This window comes from Micromonospora sp. Llam0 (assembly GCF_003751085.1).
In the GTDB taxonomy this organism is placed as follows: Bacteria; Actinomycetota; Actinomycetes; order Mycobacteriales; family Micromonosporaceae; genus Micromonospora_E.
Genome location: NZ_RJJY01000001.1, coordinates 1,663,557 through 1,686,427 on the forward strand (window position 1 = coordinate 1,663,557; position 22,871 = coordinate 1,686,427).

Annotated in this window: 23 protein-coding genes and 1 pseudogene; 9 read left to right on the forward strand and 15 right to left on the reverse strand. The window is 67.7% G+C overall.

Annotation, left to right across the window (positions count from 1 at the left end; all coding sequences use genetic code 11):
* Positions 1-37 precede the first annotated feature (37 nt).
* The 4 genes from EDC02_RS07515 (at position 38) to EDC02_RS07535 (ending at position 4,627) form a co-directional block, all read left to right on the forward strand.
* The gene (locus EDC02_RS07515; protein ID WP_199757529.1) at positions 38-1,759 is read left to right on the forward strand and encodes an IS66 family transposase; all 1,722 of its coding nucleotides are present in this window, start codon (positions 38-40) and stop codon (positions 1,757-1,759) included.
* Positions 1,760-1,904: 145 nt separating this feature from the next.
* Entirely contained in the window at positions 1,905-2,717 is an 813-nt protein-coding gene (locus EDC02_RS07520; protein WP_199757530.1) for an ABC transporter ATP-binding protein, read from the forward strand.
* A 223-nt stretch (positions 2,718-2,940) separates the two neighbouring features.
* A complete protein-coding gene (locus tag EDC02_RS07530) occupies positions 2,941-3,339 on the forward strand; it encodes a class I SAM-dependent methyltransferase (RefSeq protein WP_123601330.1) in 399 nt (132 codons plus the stop codon).
* Positions 3,340-3,457: 118 nt separating this feature from the next.
* Complete coding sequence (locus EDC02_RS07535; RefSeq protein ID WP_158632086.1) at positions 3,458-4,627, forward strand: IS4 family transposase; 1,170 nt, start codon at positions 3,458-3,460, stop codon at positions 4,625-4,627.
* Here EDC02_RS07535 and EDC02_RS07540 read toward each other — a convergent pair.
* Together EDC02_RS07540 and EDC02_RS07545 are read right to left on the reverse strand one after the other, a co-directional pair.
* Positions 4,512-5,426: an IS982 family transposase gene (locus EDC02_RS07540; RefSeq protein WP_123601185.1), complete on the reverse strand. Its 915-nt coding sequence runs from the start codon at positions 5,424-5,426 to the stop codon at positions 4,512-4,514. The two genes, EDC02_RS07535 and EDC02_RS07540, sit on opposite strands and share 116 nt — an antisense overlap.
* Positions 5,427-5,720: 294 nt before the next feature.
* A protein-coding gene (locus tag EDC02_RS07545) for an IS3 family transposase (protein WP_123601332.1) occupies positions 5,721-6,904 on the reverse strand; the annotation gives its coding sequence in 2 pieces (ribosomal slippage) (positions 5,721-6,637 and positions 6,637-6,904; 1,185 coding nt in all).
* A 135-nt stretch (positions 6,905-7,039) separates the two neighbouring features.
* Here EDC02_RS07545 and EDC02_RS07550 point away from each other — a divergent pair.
* Both EDC02_RS07550 and EDC02_RS07555 read left to right on the forward strand, forming a co-directional pair.
* Positions 7,040-7,366 (forward strand): hypothetical protein, encoded by a 327-nt coding sequence (locus EDC02_RS07550; protein WP_148083361.1) that lies wholly within the window; start codon positions 7,040-7,042, stop codon positions 7,364-7,366.
* A gap of 8 nt (positions 7,367-7,374) precedes the next feature.
* Positions 7,375-8,511 (forward strand): site-specific integrase, encoded by a 1,137-nt coding sequence (locus EDC02_RS07555; protein WP_123601334.1) that lies wholly within the window; start codon positions 7,375-7,377, stop codon positions 8,509-8,511.
* A 186-nt stretch (positions 8,512-8,697) separates the two neighbouring features.
* Here EDC02_RS07555 and EDC02_RS07560 read toward each other — a convergent pair whose 3' ends face one another.
* Together EDC02_RS07560 and EDC02_RS42310 are read right to left on the reverse strand one after the other, a co-directional pair.
* Entirely contained in the window at positions 8,698-9,855 is a 1,158-nt protein-coding gene (locus EDC02_RS07560) for a hypothetical protein (RefSeq protein WP_148083362.1), read from the reverse strand.
* A gap of 236 nt (positions 9,856-10,091) precedes the next feature.
* Positions 10,092-10,223, reverse strand: coding sequence for a hypothetical protein (locus EDC02_RS42310; protein WP_255500001.1), 132 nt, complete (start codon positions 10,221-10,223; stop codon positions 10,092-10,094).
* Between the two features lie 42 nt (positions 10,224-10,265).
* On the opposite strand from EDC02_RS42310, the gene EDC02_RS07565 reads away from it, so the two are divergent.
* A complete protein-coding gene (locus EDC02_RS07565) occupies positions 10,266-11,279 on the forward strand; it encodes a hypothetical protein (RefSeq protein WP_123601336.1) in 1,014 nt (337 codons plus the stop codon).
* Between the two features lie 324 nt (positions 11,280-11,603).
* On the opposite strand, the gene EDC02_RS07570 is transcribed toward EDC02_RS07565, so the two are convergent.
* The 5 genes from EDC02_RS07570 to EDC02_RS07590 all read right to left on the reverse strand — a co-directional run bounded on the left by EDC02_RS07570 (position 11,604) and on the right by EDC02_RS07590 (position 17,294).
* The gene (locus EDC02_RS07570) at positions 11,604-12,416 is read right to left on the reverse strand and encodes a transposase (protein WP_233605787.1); all 813 of its coding nucleotides are present in this window, start codon (positions 12,414-12,416) and stop codon (positions 11,604-11,606) included.
* 78 nt (positions 12,417-12,494) lie between these two features.
* Positions 12,495-14,285: a reverse transcriptase/maturase family protein gene (locus EDC02_RS07575; RefSeq protein ID WP_233605788.1), complete on the reverse strand. Its 1,791-nt coding sequence runs from the start codon at positions 14,283-14,285 to the stop codon at positions 12,495-12,497.
* 387 nt (positions 14,286-14,672) lie between these two features.
* Positions 14,673-15,404, reverse strand: a complete 732-nt coding sequence (locus EDC02_RS07580; protein WP_233606310.1) for a transposase — start codon at positions 15,402-15,404, stop codon at positions 14,673-14,675.
* A gap of 154 nt (positions 15,405-15,558) precedes the next feature.
* The gene (locus tag EDC02_RS07585; RefSeq protein ID WP_123601337.1) at positions 15,559-16,314 is read right to left on the reverse strand and encodes a Gfo/Idh/MocA family protein; all 756 of its coding nucleotides are present in this window, start codon (positions 16,312-16,314) and stop codon (positions 15,559-15,561) included.
* Positions 16,311-17,294, reverse strand: coding sequence for a Gfo/Idh/MocA family protein (locus tag EDC02_RS07590; RefSeq protein WP_123601338.1), 984 nt, complete (start codon positions 17,292-17,294; stop codon positions 16,311-16,313). The genes EDC02_RS07585 and EDC02_RS07590 overlap by 4 nt, the downstream gene beginning before the upstream one ends.
* 132 nt (positions 17,295-17,426) lie before the next feature.
* Between EDC02_RS07590 and EDC02_RS07595 the strand changes: the two genes are divergently transcribed.
* Together EDC02_RS07595 and EDC02_RS07600 are read left to right on the forward strand one after the other, a co-directional pair.
* A complete protein-coding gene (locus tag EDC02_RS07595) occupies positions 17,427-17,870 on the forward strand; it encodes a type II 3-dehydroquinate dehydratase (protein ID WP_123601339.1) in 444 nt (147 codons plus the stop codon).
* A complete protein-coding gene (locus EDC02_RS07600) occupies positions 17,863-18,663 on the forward strand; it encodes a shikimate dehydrogenase (protein ID WP_123604592.1) in 801 nt (266 codons plus the stop codon). Before EDC02_RS07595 ends, EDC02_RS07600 begins: the two co-directional genes overlap by 8 nt.
* Positions 18,664-18,730: 67 nt before the next feature.
* Here the strand turns inward: EDC02_RS07600 and EDC02_RS07605 are convergent, their stop codons facing one another.
* The 6 genes and pseudogenes from EDC02_RS07605 to EDC02_RS42695 all read right to left on the reverse strand — a co-directional run bounded on the left by EDC02_RS07605 (position 18,731) and on the right by EDC02_RS42695 (position 22,869).
* Positions 18,731-19,261, reverse strand: a complete 531-nt coding sequence (locus tag EDC02_RS07605; RefSeq protein WP_233605789.1) for a class I SAM-dependent methyltransferase — start codon at positions 19,259-19,261, stop codon at positions 18,731-18,733.
* Between the two features lie 616 nt (positions 19,262-19,877).
* Positions 19,878-20,258: a hypothetical protein gene (locus EDC02_RS41380; protein WP_233605790.1), complete on the reverse strand. Its 381-nt coding sequence runs from the start codon at positions 20,256-20,258 to the stop codon at positions 19,878-19,880.
* 265 nt (positions 20,259-20,523) lie between these two features.
* On the reverse strand, positions 20,524-20,787 hold the full coding sequence (locus EDC02_RS07620; RefSeq protein WP_123601341.1) for an AbrB/MazE/SpoVT family DNA-binding domain-containing protein: 264 nt from the start codon (positions 20,785-20,787) through the stop codon (positions 20,524-20,526).
* 617 nt (positions 20,788-21,404) lie between these two features.
* The gene (locus EDC02_RS07625; protein ID WP_123601342.1) at positions 21,405-21,755 is read right to left on the reverse strand and encodes a DUF5984 family protein; all 351 of its coding nucleotides are present in this window, start codon (positions 21,753-21,755) and stop codon (positions 21,405-21,407) included.
* Positions 21,752-22,666, reverse strand: a pseudogene (locus EDC02_RS07630) (IS3 family transposase); the annotation flags it as partial. The gene EDC02_RS07625 and the pseudogene EDC02_RS07630, both read right to left, overlap by 4 nt.
* Positions 22,642-22,869, reverse strand: a complete 228-nt coding sequence (locus tag EDC02_RS42695; protein WP_199757817.1) for a transposase — start codon at positions 22,867-22,869, stop codon at positions 22,642-22,644. The gene EDC02_RS42695 and the pseudogene EDC02_RS07630, both read right to left, overlap by 25 nt.
* Positions 22,870-22,871: the final 2 nt, after the last annotated feature.

Sequence of the window (22,871 nt, forward strand, 5' to 3'; positions counted from 1 at the left end):
TTGGTGCGTGGTCGGGCGGTCGTGATGGTGTTGGTTGGTGGCCGTGACGGTTTCGGCGGGTGCTGCGGTGGAGGCGGATGCTGACGCCGGGCTGCGGGATGTTCTGGCTCGGGTGGTGCAGGCCAACGAGCGGTGGGAGCGGCTCGCCGCTCAGTTGCGGGAAGAGAATGCCGTGCTGCGGTCGGAGAACGAGCGGCTCTCGGCGGAGCTGGCGGTGTTGCAGCGGCTGGTGTTCGGCCGTTCGTCGGAGCGGGTCAGGCCATCGTCGCCGGCCGGTGACGAGGACGAGGACGAGGACGGCCAGAGTGGACATGGCGGTCAGTCTGACGAGCAGCAGCCGCGGAAGGCGACGCGGCGGGGGCCGGGTGGCCGGGCCGGCCGCAGGGACTACTCGCACTTGCCGCGGGTGGAGGTGTTCTGGGACTTCACCGAGGGCGGGTACTGCTGCCCGCAGTGCGCGTCGCCGTTCGAGGCGTTCGGTGATCACGCCTTCGAGCAGGTCGATTGGCGGGTGACGGTGCGGGTGGTGGTACACCGCCGCCGCCGGTACCGGCGGCGTTGCCGGTGTGCGGGAGCGAGGACGGTGACCGCACCCGGGCCGCCGAAGGCGATCGGGAAGGGCCGGTTCGGTAACGGCTTCATCGCGATGCTGCTGGTCGAACGGTATGTGGCCGGGCGTTCCCAGAACTCCCTGATCATCGGGCTGGCCCGTCACGGGGCTGACGTCAGCGGGTCGACGCTGGTCGGGACATGCGCGGCGGCCGGGACGTTGCTGGCACCGCTGGAAGCGCAGATCGTCGCCCGTAACCGTGATTCGTGGCATCTGCACGCTGATGAAACCTCGTGGCACGTGTTCACCCCCGATACCGATACCGGTGACGGGCCGGCTCGCTGGTGGCTGTGGGTGTTCATCGCCGCGGACACCACCTGTTTCGTGATGGACCCGACCCGCGCCGGCACCGTTCTGGCCCGGCACGCCGGGATCGACCCCGACACCGGGCAACTGACCCCGCACGACGACGGCGGGCCGCGTCGGCTGGTCGTCTCCAGCGACTTCTACACCGTCTACGCCTCGGCCGGGCGCAAGACCGACGGCCTGACTAACCTGTACTGCTGGGCGCACATCCGCCGGTACTTCGTGCGCGCCGGGGACGCGAACCCGACCCAACTCGGGTACTGGACCCGAGACTGGCTGGACCGGATTAAGGCCCTGTACGCCGCTCACGACGAACTGACCGACGCGTGGAACGCGTCCGTGGCATCCGTATCCGGACACGCCGCGACCGAAGCCGCCACGCGGTTGGCTGACGCGTTCACTGTCTGGGACAACGTCCTGGACGCGATCGACACCGCCCGGCAGGCCCAGATGGCCAGCCCCGGGCTGCAACAACCAGCGAAGAAGGCCCTGGCCACCCTGGACCGAGAATGGGACGGCCTGGCCGCACACCGCGACCACCCCATGATCAGCCTGGACAACAACGCCAGCGAACGCGCGCTACGCAGACCGGTCGTGACCCGCAAGAACGCCTACGGCTCCCGCACCGACGACGCCGCCCGCCTCGCGGCCACCGTCTGGACCGTCACCGCGACCGCCGAACAGGCCGGCCTCAACCCGCTGACCTACCTCACCGCCTACCTCGACGCCTGCGGCCACCACGGCGGCACACCACTGACCGGCCCGGAACTGCAACGATTCCTACCCTGGACCGCGTCTCCCGCCGACCTGCACACCTGGGCCCAGCCACCACCGACCGGCTGACACCCACCACCACAACGGCGCCGTCACCACAACCGGCCGCGCCGACCGTCGGTATGCCCACCTATCCGCGTCACCCACGAGACTTGGGACTACTTACGCGTCCGCAGCCGAACGCATCAACGTCCTGCTCGATGAGCCCGCGCCGGTGTCCGACCTGGTCACGCGGCCGCCGGCTGGATCGATTGAACCGCATGTCCAGTTCGACGGCGTGACATTTGCCTATCGCAGCGACCTGTCGCCGGCAGTGCGGGACGTGAGTTTCGAGATTCATCCTGGAGAGACGGTCGCGCTGGTGGGGCACTCCGGAGCTGGCAAGTCGACATCCGCGAATCTGCTGCTGCGATTCTGGGACGTCACCGCCGGCTCGGTGACCGTGGGCGGACACGACGTCCGGGATTTCCCGCAGGAGGACCTGCGTCAGCTGATGACGCTGGTCCCACAGAACACGTTCCTGTTCAACACCACCATCCGTGACAACATCCGCCTCGGCCGCGCCGACGCCTCCGACGAGGAGGTCGAGGCCGCCGCGCGGGACGCTCAGGCGCATGAGTTCATCAGCGGCCTGCCGGACGGCTACGACACCGTCGCAGGCGAGCTCGGCGCGCTGATGTCCGGCGGGCAGCGACAACGGATCGCGATAGCACGGGCCCTGCTGAAAGACGCTCCGATTCTTGTCATGGATGAGGCGGTGTCTAACCTCGACGCAGCGAGCGAACACGCTGTCGCTCGGGCGATGGAGAAAGCCCGGCATGGTCGTACCACCCTGGTGATCGCCCACCGGCTGTCCACGATCCGCACCGCCGACCGTATCGTCGTCATCTCCGAAGGGCGGGTGGCGGAGTCCGGCACGCATGAGGAGCTTCTCGCGGCTGGCGGAGCGTACGTCGAGCTACTCGCGTCCCAGCTCGACGGGATCCTCGATCCGGACTCGCGAACAGCGAGTCGGTCAGGTCACTGACCGAGCCGCCGAACGTTGAGCGGATAGCCGGGCGATACGGCCGAGGAGAAGATCGCAATGCTCAAGAGCGATCCGCTGACGAGAAACCTGGACGCGGTGAAGAACGATCGCTTTATCATCCCGGCCGCGACATGGGGTCGTCTTTCGCCTACGCCGTTCCCCAGGTTGCCGAAAGTCTCATCGCACTCTATAACTAATCGAAAATCGGAAGGACAAGAATGCAATGACAAACTCGGAAAGTGCCCAGGCTGTTGTCACGGAGTACTGGAGCAAAGCGGGAGATGCCTACGACGTACATCCGACCAGCGTGCTGCACACCGGTGAGGCGGCCGGACTTTGGCGTGGCATCTGGGCCTCGGGGCTGCCGAATCCGCCGGCCGATGTGCTCGACGTGGGCACCGGCACCGGGCTGGTGGCGATGGAGTTGTGGCGACTCGGCTATCGCGTGACCGGCGTCGACCTCGCCGAGGGCATGCTCGACTTCGCACGTGCCAAAGCACGTCAAGTACAGAACGCGCCTGTCTTCGCGGTCGGCGACGCTGTCTCGCCACCTTTCCCGGAGGGCAGCTTCGACGCGATCACGGCGCGTTACGTGCTCTGGACCTTGCGCAATGCCACGTAGCCTAAGTTGATCTTGGGTTTGACCTGCGGGTTTGATGTGGACTCCTGGGCGGTGCGGCGTGGCGGGACGACCACGGCTCGGCTGACTGTTTTGATCACGGGTCATGTCGGTGGATGTGGTGGACCGTCCAGTGGTACGGCCGGATCAGGTGACGCTCGGGGTGCTGATCTCGCAGGTGTCGCGGGAGGAGGTCGACGCCGCGATCGAGGTGTGCGGGGTGCGGGAGCAGCGGTCGGACGGGAAACTGCCGGCGCACGTGAGCACCTACCTGACGTTGGGGTTGGCGTTGTTCCCCGACGATGACTACACCGAGGTCGCGACCAGGGTCACCGGGTCGTTGGACCGGTTCGGGTGCTGGGACGCGGCGTGGAGCGTGCCGACCTCGAGTGCCATCAGCCAGGCGCGGAAACGGTTGGGCCGCCGGGTGTTCGCCGAGCTGTTCGAGCGCACGTGCGGGCCGGTCGCGGGCGAGGCGGGCCCGACAGCGCCGGCGGGCGCGTTGGGGACCGCGCGGGGGTCGTTCCTACGCCGGTGGCGGCTGCTGGCGATCGACGGGTTCACCGTCGATGTGCCCGACAGCACGGCCAACGCGGCCGAGTTCGGCTACGCCGGGTCAGGGGGGAACCGTTCCGCGTTTCCGAAGGCCCGGGTCGTGGCCCTCGCGGAGTGCGGCACCCACGCCTTCGTCGCCGCCGAGATCGGCGCCTACCCGGAAGGGGAGAAGACCCTCGCGCAGCGGCTGTACCCACGGCTACGGTCCGACGAACTACTCACCGCCGACCGGGGGTTCTACTCCTGGCAGGCGTGGGACACCGCCGCCGCGACCGGCGCCGCGCTGCTGTGGCGGGCCCCGACCCAGCTCGACCTGCCCGTGGTCAAGATCCTGTCCGACGGCACCTATCTCACCGTCCTGATCAAACCGACCGTCCGTGGCGGTCGACGGGAACGACTGCTCGCGGCCGCCCGCGCCGGAGCTGACCTGACCGACATCAACAGCGTTCCCGACGCGTTCGACGACCGGGGCCTGCCGGTCGTCCACCTCGCCCGGGTGGTCGAGTACGACATTCCCGACCGCGTCGGCGACGGCACCGGCGAGTTGATCGCCCTGATCACCACCATCGTCGACCCCGCCGACGCCCACGCCGACGAACTAGATGATCGATTCCAAGGGGTCAGTGGTCGAATGCGGTCAGGGAGCGCAGGGTCGGTTGGCCGGTGTGCCAGTTGTGCCAGATCGCGGCGGTCAGGGCGAGGACGCGTTGCAGGACCCGGACGGCGACGCCGGTGATGGTCCGGCCGCCGTGCTGTTCGAGGTCGAGTTGGCTTTTGAAGGTCTGGTTGACTGATTCGATGGTCTGCCGGACGGCGCGGAGCAGGCCCCGGCCGGGTCGTGCGGGTTCGGTGCGGTACGCGGGGCGTACGACGGTGACATCGTTGTCGTTGAGCCAGATTTCGGTGTCGCGGTCGCGGTAGCCCTTGTCCACGACCAGGATCACCCCGTCGGGGTGGTGGAACATGCCGGGTTGCAGGGTGACCAGGTCGATGAGGACTTCACGTTCGTCGGTCTTGGCGTTGGTGAGGGCGAACGCGACCGGCAGTCCGTGGACCGTGGTGACCAGGTGCAGGCGTAGTCCCCAGAACAGCCGGGAGTGGGAGGCGCAGTAGCCGTAGCCGGCCCAGCCGGCCAGGTCGGAACGCTGCACCGTCTCGCGGGATGTGCCGCAGGGCACGGGTGTGGAGTCGGCGATCCGGATCGGGTGCCGCCACGGGTCGGTGTCGGTGGCGAGCACCGTGATGAAGTGGGCCAGTTGGGTGGTCAGCGCTCGCAGCCGTTTGTTGTAGCCGGGCTGTTTGGGCAGGTGGGGGAACAGGTGGATGATGGATTTGCGGGCGTAGCGGATCCAGCGGGTCTCGTTGTGGTAGCCGAGTAGTGCCTGCATCACTGACACCGTGATGAGTTCGGCGTCGGTGATCCGGGCGGTGATGCCGACCGCTGGACGCCACCGGTTGAGGTGCGGGGACGCCTTCAGTTCGTCGTCGATCCTGACGTACAGTGCGGTCGCGAGGGTGTCCAGATCGACGTGCACGTGGCCTCCATGGTTTCGCTGCCTAGGCAACGTTGATCATGGATGCCCTCGCGTCCGCTTGCTACCCCGTATCCCTTGGAATCGATCATCTAGCTGGCGGCTACCACGAGCGGTGGGAGGAGGAAACCGCCAACGACGACCCTGATGGCTTATTCGGCCGTGTACCCGTCTCCTTCGGTGGGTCAGTAGGGTTGTTGTGGTCATGTCGATGCAACCGAGGCCGTGGCCAGACGTTCCGGAGCAGACCGCGCTGAGGGGCCTCGCGTTTTCCGGACAGTGGTTCGGCCGGTTCTTTCACGCCGCGATTTGAAGGTTCTCGAACTCTGCGTGGACTTCCCGGGGAGGTCGGTAGCCCACCGCTGAATGCAGACGCTGACGATTGTACCAGAATTCGATGTAGGCAGTAACGTCCCGACGTGCCGCCTCACGCGTGGGATACTTCACACGCGACACGCGTTCGTTCTTCAGCGCACCGAAGAACGATTCCGCCATCGCATTGTCGAAACAAATTCCGGTCCGGCCAGCGGATCGCCGCAACCTCAGATCCCGAAGCGTTCTGCCGTAGTCGTCCGACATGTAGTTGCTGCCCCGGTCCGAATGAAAGATGGCGTTCTTCCTGAGTTCGCGATTCCGGGCGGCGTTACGGATGGCGCGGGAGATCAACGGCGTCTGGTAGTGGTCGTCCATCGCGTACCCGATGACTTCCTTCGTGCAGCAGTCGATGACGGTCGCCAGATACAGCCACCCCTCGCCGGTCGGGATGTACGTGATGTCGCCGACGAGCTTCTCCCCAGGCGCGTCGGCGGTGAACTCCCGGCCGACGAGGTCAGGCACCGTGCCGGACGACGACTGGGTGAGTCCCCACCGCCTCGGGCGGGGCTGGCACGGCACGAGCCCGAGCTCGCGCATCAGCTGGCGGACGAGTTCCGGCCCGGCGGACACGCCCTGGCGCCGCAGTTGCGCGTGGACACGTCGATGCCCGTAGGTGCCGTCAGACGCGGCGAACACCTCCTCGATGGCCGATCGAAGGTGGGCGCGGCGGGTGGCGGTCGCGGAGTCGGGGCGGGTTCGCCATTCGTAGTATCCGGACCTGGACACGCCGAGTTGTTCGCACATGAAGTCGACGGGGTAGGCGTACTTCGCGGTGTCGAGTCGCATCGTCTCGATGAACTCGTACAAGCTCGTTACCGAGGGCCCTTCGCGAAGTACGCCGCGGCTTTTTTCAGGAAGCTGTTCTCCATTTCGAGTTCCCGGTTGCGGCGTTCGAGTTCCTTCAGTCGAGCGCGCTCGTCGACGCCGATCTGTGGGCTGTTCTGGGCGCCGCTGTTTTCCCGCCGGTACTGGCGGACCCAGGAACGCAGCGTCTCCGGATGAACGTCGATCTCCCGGGCAACCTGCGACACTGGCTTGTTCGACTGTAGAACGAGTTGCACTGCTTCTTCACGGAACTCTGGGGTGTATGAGCTTATGCGTGCCATCGCGCTTCTTCCCTCGACTTTCCTAACAGGGTAACCTTATTGGCTCCCTGTCCGGAATCCTCGGGGCACCTCACCCCGCCAGGGCTACCGCTTCCCGTTCCGGTAGATGCCGCGTTCACGGCTCGGGTCTACGGGGTGGTCACACCGATCGACCGCGATGGGCGGCTAGCTGCCCGATCGGTGGTGACCTTGATGGGGTGGTCCGCCGGGCAGACAATGGATTTGACGACCGAGCCCGGCCCGATCGTGGTAGCCCGCACCGGTCGTACCGTCCGCATCAACCGACGCGGCTTTCTGCGGCTTCCTCTGGCGGTACGTCGCACATGTCGGATCGCCCCTGGAGACCGAGTGCTGGTTGTCGCGAACCAGCGACATGGCGAACTGTTGGTGGTCCCGATGGCGGTGCTCGATGACATGGTCGACGCTTACCGCCGTTCACACGACATCGGGGATGAACGATGACCGGGGGTATGGATCAGCGCACGGCGCAACTGGAGACCTTGCGCAACCTGCTCAAGCAGCTTGATATCACCCCCGAGCAGTTGCTGCACGGTACGACGGCAGCGTCGGTGGCGATACCAACGTTTGACGAGTATGTGTGGCAGGTTGCCGAGGCTGTCTCACCCGGTACCCGCCGGGTCTACGGCTCGTACTGGCAACGGATCTGCCAACACTGGGGCACCCGCCGGATCACCGAGCCCACGCCGCTGGAGATCAAGCGGCTGGCCGAGGAGATCCGCCGCGACGTCGTCGTGCGACGCAACGCCCGTGGTGGCCGTACCGCGGCCGAACACCTGATCGCCGCGATGCGCTGCATCTACCGGCATGCGGTCATGGACGGGCTGATCCGCCAAACCGACAACCCCGCCGCCAAGGTCCCCAAGCCCCGCCGGCTGGCCAGCACCCGACGCGCCTTGACCGAGACGCAGCTGGCCGCGATCAGCAACATCGCCACGACGACCGGCAACGACCCGCACCTCGACGGCCTGCTGATCCGGCTGCACATGGAGACAGCCTGCCGCCGCGGCGGGGCGCTGACCCTGCGACTGCGAGACCTCGATCCGGACAACTGTCTGATCTTCTTGCGGGAGAAGGGCGGTACCTCCCGCTGGCAGCCGGTCTCGCCGACGCTGACGCGGCACCTGTTGGCCCACCACGCTGAGCGCGGCGACGGCGACCGGGAGGGGCCGCTGTTGCGCTACCGCGACGGTCGGGCGCTGACCTACCGGCGCTACGACTATCTCTGGCGCCGCGTCGGCACCCACCTTCCCTGGGTCGTCGCGCAGCAGGTCAGCACCCACTGGCTACGGCACACCACGCTGACCTGGGTGGAGCGCGCCTTCAGCTATGCGGTGGCCCGCGCGTACGCAGGGCACAGCGGCAAGAACGACGTCGGGACGACGATGACCTACGTGCGGGCTGAAGTCCAGGAAGTCGCCGCTGCCCTGGCTGCGCTGACCGGCGAGCCGCACCCGCTGGCCCCCGGCACGAGCAGACAGGATCATCTGCCGAGGGCACAGCCCACCGCCCCCGCAGGCGGGTGCGACTGGCCACCCGTCGCCCAGCCCGGCGCTGGTCTTCCCGCACAACGCGAGCCGTCGTCCTGACTCTGATGCCCGATGGCTGCCGGCTGGACGACCGGGTTTGGTGTGCCGTCCGGCGGGGCGGGACTCGTCCGCTGTGATCTCGCTGCGAGTTCAACGCGACAGCACCGCCCCCACTCGCGGCCTCGCAGTAGGTTTCTTGCTGGACTCCACATCCGCGGTCGCGGACGTGGAGTCCAGCAGTCGCGGTCAGAAGGACGAGATCAGCTCGATGGCGGTGCGCGCTGCTTCCTGCGCGCCGTCGCTCACGCCCTGGCTCACTCCGGCTGCGCTGGCGGCGGCGATCGGTGTGAGCCAGGTGCGAAGGACCGTCGCGGCCCGCCGGATCGGCCCGGGGCGCGGTTCGTCTCGCACGATCTCGGCGAGAATCTCGTTGCTGGCCGCGTCAACGTCTTCTCGGGCTTCCGGGGACAAGCCCATCGCCGGAACCTGCTGCAGTACCTCGGTCAGCGCCTTGGCGAGCGCCTCGTATCCCGGGGCGATCTGTTCGACCCGAGTGTTGTTCTGGGTCACCGACTGGTTGTTCCAGGCGAGCTGCGCCCCGTCCGCACTGCTGCCGTTGAACACGGGACCGTTGTACGTGGACGTCGACGTCGACGTCGACGCCGTGGGTTCCTGACGGCGCAGGTAGGCGGACACGTTGGCACTCCAATCGACGACGCAGTCCATGCCGTCCGGGGTGATGTCAGCCCGCACCGGGCCGGTGTAACCGAACGCGCCAGTGCCCTTTATCAGTTCCCGCTTCGCGAGGTACTCGGCAGCCAGCGCGATCTCCACCTCGGTGAACGCGCTGCCCTCGAAGGCCGCCTCGGGAGCCGAAGCGAACCGGCTTGGGAGAGGCATGCGCACCCCGGCAGTGTGCTGGCGGTACATCCACCGCAGCAATCCGTTACGGGCCGCGACAGCGCGCAGCGCCGGGTCATCCCGGCGCCGGCGGCGCTCCTGCACGTGAGCCAGCCCGTCCGGAGTCAGCAGGATGCTTGGGTTCCCGAACGTGGACACGGACCGGGCCAGGCCGCTGGCCGTGCAGATGTCCACCAGCGTGAAGCCGGCGTCGAGGTCGAGATCGCGTTCCTCAGCGAACGGCATGACCGGAATGGCGTTCGTGGTGTCGCCGCCAGCCTGGTCATAGGCCCAGTCGAGCAACGCGTCCCGCGTCGCTACGGTGTCTTCCATGACGATCCTTGTCAGTGAGGTGGGGACAGCCGGGGAAACCTCCTCGGCCTGATGAGAGGTCTGTTCGGTCGCGACACGGCGCGCGGCGACCGAGTACGGCTCGCCAGTCGTTGCCATCCGGGCACGGATAGCCCGGGTGCGAGCACGGCGGTTGTCACTGGAATGGCCCATCGTGAATCCTCCAGCAGAGCCCCACGTCCCCCGCGAGATCACGGCGGTCTCACGCTGCGTCGAAGACGGCTTGTCCTCAGTCGCGATCCAGAGGCAACGTGGGTGCCAGGCGATCGCTCAGAGCAGGCCAGCGTGATGGCCGACTCGAACATTAGTCGCAACCCGCTGCCAGACGCGCCACGACACGCCGAACATCGGCTCCAATCCCACGGGCCCTGCTTACCGACACCCCGGATTCAGCGCATGAGGCCGAGGACGGCTCCAACAAGCCCGGCCACCGCAACGAGCAGTGCGGTCAGCTCGGCGATGAGACGACGTATCCGCCGGATCGTGGTGATGAGCCGTGTGAGGCGTGAGTCAGGGTTCATGCCCTCAAATCCTGGTGCATCTGTCACGAGTACGCTTAACTGATGCACGAAGCGGATCTTGAGGAGTACGTCCGCAGGGCGTTGAGGTCCAAGAACTTCCCGGCGGTGTGGGCGATGCTGCTGTACGCGCAATACGTCGAGGAGGTCTTGGTCGGCGGACAAGACCCTGAGTGGCTGGTAGAGCACGCTCGGAAAGTCCGGGAGATCCTGGCGTCACGACCTGCAGACAGGTCCGCCGGGGCGGCCGCGAGTGCGAGCGGGCCCGACGCCGGCCAGGAGCGGATGTGGGCGCTGTCCCAGCTTGTAGCCCGCCACGCGGCGGAGGATCCAGATGTGGTGACGTTCCGCGCGACCTACCTTCCCGATGGCCTCGTCGCCTGGGCCGAGTTGGAGGACTGGATCGACAAGCAGACGGACCAGGACGGCGAGCGGACATCCGATGTGTCGTTCACGATTCCGCCAGGAACGGCGGTGGAGTGGGACGGCCCAGTGCCGCGGTTCGACCCGCCGATCGCCGCGGTGACGACCGGAGTCCACTTCTCCAGCCGGCTTCTTGCCTACGCACTGCCGGGCGATCGAGGTGTCCGCCGTCGGACTGTCGCGGCCAACGGCGGGCTCGATCAGTTGGGGCGGCTCGCCGATAGTTTGGCGGCGAGCTTCAGTTGGCAGCCGGCACAGGCGTCGGTGTTCGTCCTGACCGGGACACCGCCGATGATCATGGGGGTAAAGGTTACGGTTCCGGCGATGAACGTGCGGTACAACTACGGGCTGGACTGGGCTCGTCGCATCACGTTGGACGTTGACGCGGGCGCAAGTCCGCAGGAAGTGCTGGCGGCGTTCGAGCGCGCCCGCGAGGAGTACCACCATGCGGGCCGGCGGCGTACGACGATCAAGCACCTTCGGTTGGCGGCGTTCACCGGGGCCGAGCATGTCGAGAAGCCATGGAAGGAACGGTTCCGGCTGTGGAACGAGCGTTTCCCGGACTGGAAGTATCCGCAGGAGTCGAACTTTCGTCGAGATGCGGCTGCCGCCCAACGTCGTCTGCTGACGCCCTGACCTTGCCGGCCCACCGGAAATGGAACGGGTAGCGGCACACAACTTCGGGCATCCCGGCAAGGGCATCACCGTGCCGAACCCGACGATCAACTCTGCTTGCCGGCGGCGCGGCCGCAGCGACAGCACGACGCCGTGCAAGTTGAACGCGACGTCCGTGATCAGGCTAACCTCAATCCGTCAGAGGGTGTTGATCCCTGGTAGTCCGGTTCGGCTGACCGTTTTGTCCACTCGGGGTGGGGGTCGGTTCGCCGCGTGTCGCTGCGGGTGCGCCGGTCCTCCTGGTGCCGGTGGCGTCTTTCTGCTGGTAGGGGCCGGTGTTGGGGGTCAGGTGGGTGGGGGTATCAGGCTGAGGCGTTGCCAGCAGAGGGTGAACGCTTCGGCCCAGGGCCAGGTGTCGGGGATGGACAGGATCGTGCGGCGGGCGTGGGTGGCGAGTTTCGCGGGGAGGTGCAGGATTCGGTAGCGCAGGGTGTCGGGTTCGGCGTGGGCGAGGTCGGCCTGGTCGTGTAGGCCGAGGAGCCGGGTCCAGGTGTCGAGGTCGGCGGCGATGTTCGCGGCGAGGACCCAGCCCTGGTTGACGGTCCAGTCCTTGGAGGGCAGGTTCCGTAGGCCCATGGCCTTGTTGGTGCGGACGCGGTCCTCGACGCCGGCGTGGGCGCGGTGGAGGGCGTCGAGCCATTGTGGCTGGTGCGAGCCGGCTACCCGTCCGAGGCGACCGATGTTGGTGGCGACGATCGCGTATCGCCAGCCGGTGGATCGTTCCAGGGCGGTGAGGTTCTTCGCGTGCCGGGCCGACGCTCTGGTGCGTCGCACGATCAGCCGTAGCCCGGTGTTCCAGTTGTCGAGGCGTTGGTTGAGGCCGGTCAGCTCGGCGGTGTGTGCCTGTCCGGTGGTGGCGGTGCCGTCCTGGCCGAGGCTGTCGGTCCACGCGGTCTCGGGTAGCCGGGCGATGGCGGTCTCGTCGGCGGCGGTGATGGTCCAGCCGACGGTGAAGCGCACGTTGCGTCGTGTCCGGTTCAGCCGCTCCAGGTGTGTCATGAGGTCGTGGGTGGCGCCGGCGCCGTCGACGCGGATCAGGATCTTCCGCCGGTAGGACGCCGGTAGTTGGGCGATCGCGTCGTCGAGTACCCGAAACACCGGTAGGCCGTTGGCGAGGTTTCCGCTGTGTGCGGCGCCTTTTCCAACGGCCCCCGGTCCGAACCACGCGGGCACCTTTCAGCGCACGTAGCTCTCCAGCGGCTGTTCCGTGAGTGTCGCGGTTGGCTGTCCCGCATGGATGGCCTTGTGGCAGTCCGCGCAGACCACGAGGGTCTTGCGGCGTTTCCGGGCCATGAGTTGCGCCCACGCGGGCTGTGGTCGCCCCGGCTTGTCGAGGTCGGCGAGCTTGCGGACCTGGTGGGTTTCCACCGGGCCGCGTCGCTCGCACCACTCGCACTGTCCCGCCGTGAGCCGGATGACCAGCTCTTTACGACGGGTGGTGATCGGGGCTGGTAGGCGGTCGTTGATGGCCGCCTTCTTCTGCCGTTTCAGGGGGATACCACCGAACCTGGCGACCAGTGGTTTCCTGCCCGGCCGTGCCACGATGGCCTGGAAGCAGGTGCGCGGCCCGTGCGGTGTGACGATTTTGGCCTTGTACTTGCGGGCCATCTTCATCACCGTCGAGCGATGCTTCGCAGCCAGGGTCTTGAGCATCGACGTTTCGGCGACCCACCGAAGCCGTTTCAGCTTCGACACGTCGCCGGCGAGCAGGTAGTACTGAACCACGCCCCGGTACTCGGCGTCGTAGGTGCTGATGATGGCGTGGTCGTCCCAGCTCATCAACTCCTTGCGGCGCTCGGGTTGACCGCGTTCGAGGTAGGGGGCGATCTTGGCGGTGATCACCGTCCGGGGAACCCGCAGCCAGATGCTGCCGTTGACGCTGGGGCGGCACTGACTGTGTTGGACGGTGACCTCGTAGCCGAGGTATTGCGCAGCCTGGGTGCGGGCATGCGTGATCAAGGTCTTGTCCTGGCTCAGGTCCAGTTTGAGGTCGTCATGCAGGAACTGGGCCAGGCGTTGTTTGATCTGCTCGGCTTCGGCCTTGGGTCCGATGAACCCGAGGAGGTGGTCGTCTGCGTAACGGGAATATCGTAGCCGCCGGTATTCGGGATCATGAGTGTCCCATCCGGACATGCCACGTCGTTCCACACGCAGCCGGCGTGCCGCTATCCGATCGCCGCGCCGGTAAGCGCGTTTGATAGCGGCCGATATCCTGTGGTAGGCAGGGTTGGGTGTTCTGCCAGCCCTTCGGGTGTACTGCGGGATGAGCACTGTCTCGACGAATCTGTCCAACCGATCCAAATAGATGTTGGAAAGGATCGGTGATGCCACACCACCCTGCGGGGCGCCGCTGAGTGTTGCGTGATACTCCCAGTCCTCCAAGTACCCGGCTTGTAGCATCTGTTTGATGAGCCGGAGGAGCCGGTTATCGTGGATGTTTTCCGCCAGGATCGACAGCATGACCTCATGGTCAAGACTTCCGAAACAGTCGGCGATATCTCCCTCGATGAACCAGGTCGTCCCAGTCCAGGTGGTTGCCACTTCGTTTAGTGCGGTGTGGCAGCCACGGTTGGGACGGAAACCGTGTGAGCGATCGGAGAATCGCGGCTCGTAATACGCCTCCAACAGAAGGCGGACGACTTCGCCGACGAGTTTATCCGACCATGACGGTAGACCCAGGGGTCTCCGTTTTCCATTCTTTTTGGGAATGTAGACGCGTCGTGCTGGCTGGAATCGGTAGCGTTCGTGGCGCATCGCATCAATGATGCGGTCGATCTTGGCCAAAGACATCGCGTCGGCGGTTTCTCCGCAGGCCCCAGGCGTCATCGCTCCGTCGTTGGAGTAGATTCGGCCGTAGGCCAGTAGGTACAGGCTCGGGTTGAACAGTTGTCGGTACAGTTCGTTGCACGGCAGGCCACGCCTTCCGCGTTCACGTAGGACATTCAGCACCATTTCGGCGTTCTGCATTACGCATACCTCACGGTCGTTGAGTATCCAGCCACCTGGCCCCCTTCGCCCTGTGGACGGCCTTCCCGTCCTCCCTGGTCGGGCGTGACTCCGACGACTAATACGGGGCCTCTGTCACCATAGGGTTCGCACCCGACAGGTGATCCCACGTTCGTCCCTGTCATACGTAATAGCGCGTTTTAGGTTCCCCACTCATTCCCTTGATCTCCCTCGCTGGGAGCCGTTCCACGCTCCGAAGGTTGCGCCGACCACCACATCATGTCGACGCAGAGCGTGACGCCGGTTGCAGACGCCTTTCCGGCGGGAGTCAGCCGCTTCACCTACCGGGAATTGGGGTTCAGGCAATCCAGCTTTAACCATGACGCGCGGGTCCCTCGTCGCCTCGTTTCATGCGTCTGAACACGAGCGGTGATTTCCTGGCATGCTACGGTTCCCTTCACTTTTCAGATCCAGGTGAGCCATTGGACCCAAGAATTTCCCTTCGAATTCTTCCCAACTGTGCTGGGGATATGACAGAGCGCCTCGTGGCGCAGTGTGGTCGCTGACCGTGTTCGATCCGGCGTTGCCGGGGCGCAGCAGCATGGCCAGACTTTCCGCGGTGTTGGCGCACCACGCCCCGAGGGGGTGGTGTCCGTAGCCCTTCTTGAAGGTGGCGGCCGCGCCCTGCTTGTCACTGTGCGCGGTGATCAACGTGGCGTCCATGTCGATGACCACCCACCCGGTCAACGGTTTCCCGGCCACGGTCAGCCACGGAAATCCCTGCGGCCGGCGGGCGAGGAGGTCCCATACCCGGGCGCGGACCTTCGCCCGCGCGGTGGCGATCCGGCGTAACGCTGTCTCGTCCAGCCCGGCCAGAGCGCGGCGGACGGTCGATTCCGACGGCGGATCCGCGAACACCAGGGCCTGATGCGCCAACAGCCCGATATCGGACATGCTCGTCGCGCCGAGCACGATCGCGGTCGCCAGACAGACCAGCACCGTGCCCCGGTCCCACCACCCCGGCCCGCTCCCGCGCGGCAGGACCTTGTTCAACGCCGAGGTCAGACCGGTCCGGTCCGCGCACTGCCGCAGCAACACCGCGCCCGCGTGCCCGACCAGACCCTTGCCGCCCACGGCCACCCGCAACCGTGTGGCCCATCCCGTACTCTTACTCACCGGAAAGGTGCACCCGTTTCTGCTATGGATATGACTTCGACACTCACATCCTTGCAGGCCAGGTGCATCTTTCCCTTACCGGCCTCGATGACCTAATTCTCCCACTGACTGGGGGAGGTTAGTTCACCGCCTCGGGCCGGGCGTTGCGGATGGACTGCTGCGCCGCCCGGACGATTCGCAGGCTGCGCAGGGCGGTTTCGCCGTCCGGGCCGGTCGTCCATCCATTGCGGACACCGGCGACGAAGGCTTCCAGCATGGCGGCGTCCGCGTTCGCCCGCTCGGGCCCGCGCACGTCGAGCAGACGGGGGAACGGGTCGAAGCGCACCGTCGCCCGCTCGCCGGTGAACTCCATCGCCGTCGTGTCCCAGCCGCAGCCGAAGGTGGCGACCACCCCGCTCGGATAGCGCACCGTCAGCACGGACGGTCCGGGGGAGGCCTGGGCGTACACGTCCTTCGCCGGTTCGCCGTCGAGCAGCACGTCGACCAGGTCGATCAGGGCGGCCGCGGCATCGGGGCCGGGCCCGTCGACCGTACCGCCGACGGTGAGGAGCCGGCCGAGCTCGCCGTCCGCGATCGTACGGCGCAGGGCGGCGAACGCCGGGCCGAACCGGATCGGGAGCGCCATGGTGAGGCCGACCCCCGCCCGCGAGCAGGCCTCGATCATGCGCTCGGCGTCCACCTCGGTCGGGGCCAGGGGCGGCTCGCACAGAACGTGGGCACCGGCCGCGGCAGCCCGCTCGACCAGATCCCGGCGCGCGGCAAGCTCGCCGCCGACCACCACAGCGTCCGCCCCGCCGGTGACCAGCTCGACGCCGGGCGCGTCGCGCAGCCATCGGGTGTACCTTTCGGAGCCGGCGAGGATCGCGATCCTCATCGGACAACCTCCGGCACTCGCAGTTCGACGGCCTGCCCGGTCCGGGCCGATTCCGCGGCCGCCTCGGCCAGGCGTACCGCCGCGACCGCGTCCCGTGCGGTGACCCGTGGCGGCGGTCCGCCCGCGAAGGCCGTCGCGAACTCGCGGATCTCGGCCACGAACGGCGACTCGCCGACGTGCCGGGGCACGCCCGCCGCCGCTCCGGCGGTCACCCGGAGTTCCTGCGGTAGCGCCGAATCGTAGGAGGCCGAGCCCCCGGTGCCCACGACGTGGAAGGTGCGGTGCACCGGGATCGGCGGAGCCGCCCACCCGCCCGTCACGTGGCTGACCGCCCCGCCCGCGTGGGTCAGCACGGCGGTACCTGCCGCCACCGCCCCGGCGGGCGCCGGCGCCGCGACGTGACCGCGGTAGCAGGCGTACACCCGAATCACGTCGCCGAGAATCCACGACGCGATGTCGAGCCCGTGCAGCATCTGGTCGGTCAGGATCCCGCCCGACTCGGCGCTCGCCTCGCCCGTCCACGCCGTCGGGTGGTACGCCGTCACCCCGAACCGCCCGGCCGTCGGCGAGCCGAGCGCACCCGCCGCCACCAGCTCGTGCAGCCGGGCATAGGGGGCCAGGTACCGCGTACCGTGTGCCGGATAGAGCGGCACCCCGGCCCGCTTGGCCGCCTCGGCGATCGCCTCCGCCTCGGCCGTGGTGGCCGCCAGCGGCTTCTCGCAGACCACGCCGACCCCGGCCGCGATGGCCGACAGCGCGATCGGCGGGTGGGTGCCGGTCGGTGTGCAGATGTCCACCAGCCCGGCGCCGTCCAGCGCCTCATCCAGCGAACCGGCCGCCCGAGCCCCGAACTCCGCGGCCAGCGCGGCCGCCCGGCCGTCGTCGGCGTACACCCGGACCTCGGCGCCCACCCGCGCCCACGCGTCCAGGTGGATGCGGGCGATCGGCCCGGCTCCGACCAGCGCGACCTCGACCGTCATCCCACCATTCCACCCGCCAGGCGCGCCGCGCGGCATCCCCGGACCGAGTAGCCGCCGGCCCGTTGCCGGGCTCGTCAGAACTGCGACATCTGATGATGGCGGCGCCGGGACCGCCGCGGCGACGATGACCGGATGAGCGTTCTCCTGCTTCTCAACGGCCCCAACCTCGGCATTCTCGGCGAGCGCGAGCCGGAGATCTACGGCACCGACACCCTGGCCGACATCGAGAAGGCGGTGGCGGCCGAGATCGCCCCGGCCGGGTGGGAGGTGCGGCCGGTCCAGCACGACGGCGAGGGCGAGCTGATCGGGGCCATCCACCGCAACCGGCACGACACCGTCGGCGCGATCGTCAACCCCGGCGCGCTGATGATGGCCGGGTGGGGGCTGCGCGATGCCCTCGCCGCCTACCTGCGGCCCTGGATCGAGGTGCACCTCAGCAACGTCTGGGCGCGCGAGCAGTTCCGTCACGAGTCGGTGATCGCGCCGCTGGCCTCCGGCGTCGTCGTGGGCCTCGGCGCGTACGGCTATGTCCTCGCCGCCCGTGCGCTGCTGCACCTCGGCGCCGGCGATGCCTGACGTCCCGGTCATCGACGGCGAGACCCGGCTGTACGCGGTACTCGGCGACCCGGTGCGACAGGTCCGGGCGCCCGGTCTGCTGAACCCCCTGCTTGCCGCGAGCGGGCGGCGGGCGGTCGTCGTACCCGTCCACGTGCGCGCGGCCGCGCTGCCGGAGGTGTTCCGCGGCCTGCGCGACATCATCAACCTCGAGGGGCTGTTCGTGACCGTGCCGCACAAGACGGCGATGGCCGACCTGGCCGACCGGCTCAGCCCGGCGGCGTCGCGGATCGGCGCGGCCAACGTCGTACGGCGGGATGCCGACGGCCGGTGGACAGGCGACAACTTCGACGGCGTCGGATTCGTCCGGGGCCTGGAGAACGCCGGTCACACCGTCGAGGACGTGGCCGTGTGGATGGCGGGCGCGGGCGGGGCCGGTTGCGCCGTGGCGGCCGCGGTGCTCGGCGCGGGCGCCCGCGCGGTGGCGATCCACGACGTCGACGCCGCCCGTACGGCCGAGCTGGTGGCCCGCCTCGAACGGCACTTTCCCGGCCGGGCGCGGGTGGCCGGGCCGGCCGACGTGACGGCCGCCGGCCTGGTCGTGAACGCCACGCCGCTCGGGCTGCGCGAGGAGGATCCGCTGCCGCTGGATCCGCACCTCGTGGCGGCAGGGACGGTGGTGGCCGACATCATCATGGAGCCACGCGTGACGCCGTTGCTACGGGCGGCCGCCGATCGCGGGCTGGCCGTGCACCACGGCATCCACATGCTCGAATGCCAGGTGGACCTGTATCGGGAGTTCTTCGGGTGGTGAGGAGGACTCTTGCTGAGGCGGGTCGGCGCCCATCCGGACCCGTGGCCCGGATGGGCGCCGGCCGGTGTTACGCCGCGCCGCCCGGCAGGTGCGCGATCAAATACCAGGCCACGATGTACGCCCGGCCCTTCTCATCCGCGTCGAGTCGGTCGAACACATCCGGGCCCGCCTCGCCGGACGACGCGGGAACGGTGCGGCGCAGCTGCTCCCGGCTCAGCGCGGTCTTGTACTTCAACCGGTTCAGCTCGTCGATCACCCAGGGGGCGACGATGTGCGACCGCAGCTTCTCCTCGGTGATCCGCCCGGGCGTACCGTCGGGCAGTTCGTCGGCGAAGGCGATCAGGTGCAACCGGGCGCCCGGCCGTCCGGCGCGGGCGATCGCGGCGACGTACGCGGCCCGGTAGTGGTAGAGCCCGCTGTCGAGGATCGTGTCGAACTGGTTGTCGTACCCGTCCAGCACCGTCGCGTCCGCCACCGCGAAGGTGACCGCGACACCGTGCGAGGCGGCCCGGGCGGTCGCCTTCCGGATCGCCGACGGCGCGCCCGTCCACGCCGGTGACCTGCAGGCCCCGGGCCGCCAGGGCGATCGAGTTCTCACCGAGGCCGCACCCGACGTCGAGCACCGAGCCACGGAACGCGCTCGCCTCGGCCAGCGCGACGACCTCCGGCTGCGCCGCGCCGATGTCCCATGGCACGGGTCGTTCGGGCGTACGGCCCGGCTGGTAGATCTGTTTGTACAGTTGCTCGAAGTTGGTCCGCGCGACGGTCATCTGTGCCGGCCTTTCCGATGGCGTGGACAGCCATGCGAGGTAATTCCACTCGCACCGCCCGAATCGGGCTGTCCCCAGACCGAGTAGATGGCAGCTGCAGCGATTCCTCGGTGCGTTGGCACTTTTCGGGTGAAGTTTGCGGCGCTGTTCCTCGGTACGTCCTCGGTACAGATGACCGTAGAAGGCCGTTGACGGCCGGGCACAGCCTGCTGGCCCCCGTCCGACCGGAGCCTGTCGATGACGCTACCGCGCTCTGTTGCTGAAGTCCTGGCCCGGCATGTGAGCTTCGAGATCGAGTCGATCGATCGGATGTACTCCTCGCCCGGTCGATCGCCGACGTTCACGACACATGCCAAGGGCGGCCTCAACGCGTGCGGGGTAAAGCTGACCCGGGCGGCTCGGTGCATGGTCCGAGCGAGACCTCGATCCGGACAACTGTCTGGTCTACCTGCGGGAGGTGCCGCCCTTCTCCCGCAAGAAGATCAGACACTGGTCGGTGTCCAGGTCCTTCAGGCGTAGCCCCAGCGCCCCGCCGCGGCGGCAGGCCGTCTCGGTGTGCAGCCGGATCACCAGAGCGTCCAGAGCCGGGTCATCGCCGGTGCTGGCCGCCACCTCGTTGATCTGGGCCAGGCGTGCGTCTCCGATCGTGCGTCGGGTACTCGGTAGCCGGCGCGGCTTGTCGACCTTCAGCGCCGGGTTGTCGGCCGCATCCAGGTACCCGTCCGCCACGGCCCGTCGGTACAGGCAGCGTAGCGCGGCCACCAAGTGCTCGGCGGCGGATCGGCCGCCCCGGTTGTTGCGTCGGGCCACCACGTTGGCCTGCACCTGACGCGTAGCTGTTCGATTTCGGAGGGGCGAGGTTCGTCGATGCGCCGGTCGCCCCATGCCTGTACGACGCGGTTCCAGTACGAGCCGTACGCACGCCGGGTACCTGGCGACACTGCGGCGGCCACGACCGGCACGTACTCGGCGAATGTCGGGGCCGGTGGACGGGTCGGCCGTACCTCCAACAGGTCGGACGGGGCGATGCCCATCCGCTCCAGCAACAGCCGGGCCGCCTCCAACTCCGGCCGCCCCGCGACGCTCCGACTCACGACGCCTTACCTCCTTCGACGGCGGCGTGAACATCGGCGAGTAGCCGGTCGAGCACCGCGAGGGGATACGCCACCAGCACACCGCTGCCACGGTTGGCGGTGAGCAGCAAGCGGTCGCCGGCGGTCAGGCGGCACCACCGACGCACCGCCAACGGCAGGCGCAGATGGCCGCGATCGTCGATGAAGTGGACAGCGTCGGCTGCCGGGCGGTCCACGATGATGCCGGCCTTCTCGCGGATGTCCAGCCGAGTGCCCGGCATCCAGCCGAGTGCCCGGCATCCAGCCGAGTGCCCGGCATCCAGCCGAGCACCCGGACGATGCTGCGATCGGCGACCCGGCTGCTCTTGTCCACCGCGCTCAACGCGTACGCGGTGTCCGACTCTCGTGGGGACCCGGCTGCCAATGCCGGTACGGGAAGCGGCCTTCGGGCCCGAACAACCGGGCCGGTGCTGACACCGCAGCCCGGGGCCACCTTGGGGATTACCGGCGGCACGAACGAGGTAGTACCACGCCACCCGCGCCCGCAGCCGGTGATCAGCGATCGAGACGAGACAGGGTAGATGGAGTGTTCAAAGACGTTTGAACACGAACACGTGAACCTGCGCATAGCTGCGGAAAACTTGTGTCCGAGGCTGGAGTTGATCTCCAACTCCATGATCGTTCTTCGCGAGGAACTGGTGCTCACGTAGCGAGAACGCATTGCAGGGTGTGGCCTTCGGGCCCTCAGCGGTGGGAGGAGGTGACTGAAGCTGAGTATCAGCGTGCCCGATGATGTCGCCGCCTACCTGCGGAGTCAGGGCACGGGTCCGCCGCTGTCCGCGCAGCAGCGGAAGTGAGTGCCGTCCCGGTGGGCTGACGAGGTGCGCGGCGGCTGCGGTCAGGTCGGCCGGTTTCGTAGCCTGGCCGCGCCTGCTCGGGTTGCTGCCCAGTCAGTCGCTGGCGTCCGGTCCAGGGCGTGGGTGAGCCAGGTCATGCGCTCGCGGTGCTCGTTGCGCAGCGCGACCAGGTCCAGTTCGACGCCGGGCGGTGAACCGCGTCCCTCAAGCTCACTGACCCGTTTGTCCATGGCGGCCATCAGTTGGTGATCCAGGTCGCGCACCGCGTCGGTGAGCTGCTGAGTGCAGAAAGCCGTACGTCCGCGTGCTGGGCCGGTGAAGATGATGTCGTCGTTCGGGTCGGGTTGAGGGGCCTCGCGTTTTCCGGACAGTGGTTCGGCCGGTTCTTTCACGCCGCGATTTGAAGGTTCTCGAACTCTGCGTGGACTTCCCGGGGAGGTCGGTAGCCCACCGCTGAATGCAGACGCTGACGATTGTACCAGAATTCGATGTAGGCAGTAACGTCCCGACGTGCCGCCTCACGCGTGGGATACTTCACACGCGACACGCGTTCGTTCTTCAGTGCACCGAAGAACGATTCCGCCATCGCATTGTCGAAACAAATTCCGGTCCGGCCAGCGGATCGCCGCAACCTCAGATCCCGAAGCGTTCTGCCGTAGTCGTCCGACATGTAGTTGCTGCCCCGGTCCGAATGAAAGATGGCGTTCTTCCTGAGTTCGCGATTCCGGGCGGCGTTACGGATGGCGCGGGAGATCAACGGCGTCTGGTAGTGGTCGTCCATCGCGTACCCGATGACTTCCTTCGTGCAGCAGTCGATGACGGTCGCCAGATACAGCCACCCCTCGCCGGTCGGGATGTACGTGATGTCGCCGACGAGCTTCTCCCCAGGCGCGTCGGCGGTGAACTCCCGGCCGACGAGGTCAGGCACCGTGCCGGACGACGACTGGGTGAGTCCCCACCGCCTCGGGCGGGGCTGGCACGGCACGAGCCCGAGCTCGCGCATCAGCTGGCGGACGAGTTCCGGCCCGGCGGACACGCCCTGGCGCCGCAGTTGCGCGTGGACACGTCGATGCCCGTAGGTGCCGTCAGACGCGGCGAACACCTCCTCGATGGCCGATCGAAGGTGGGCGCGGCGGGTGGCGGTCGCGGAGTCGGGGCGGGTTCGCCATTCGTAGTATCCGGACCTGGACACGCCGAGTTGTTCGCACATGAAGTCGACGGGGTAGGCGTACTTCGCGGTGTCGAGTCGCATCGTCTCGATGAACTCGTACAAGCTCGTTACCGAGGGTCCTTCGCGAAGTACGCCGCGGCTTTTTTCAGGAAGCTGTTCTCCATTTCGAGTTCCCGGTTGCGGCGTTCGAGTTCCTTCAGTCGAGCGCGCTCGTCGATGCCGATCTGTGGGCTGTTCTGGGCGCCGCTGTTTTCCCGCCGGTACTGGCGGACCCAGGAACGCAGCGTCTCCGGATGAACGTCGATCTCCCGGGGGTGCGGCTCTTTTGGAGTGATGG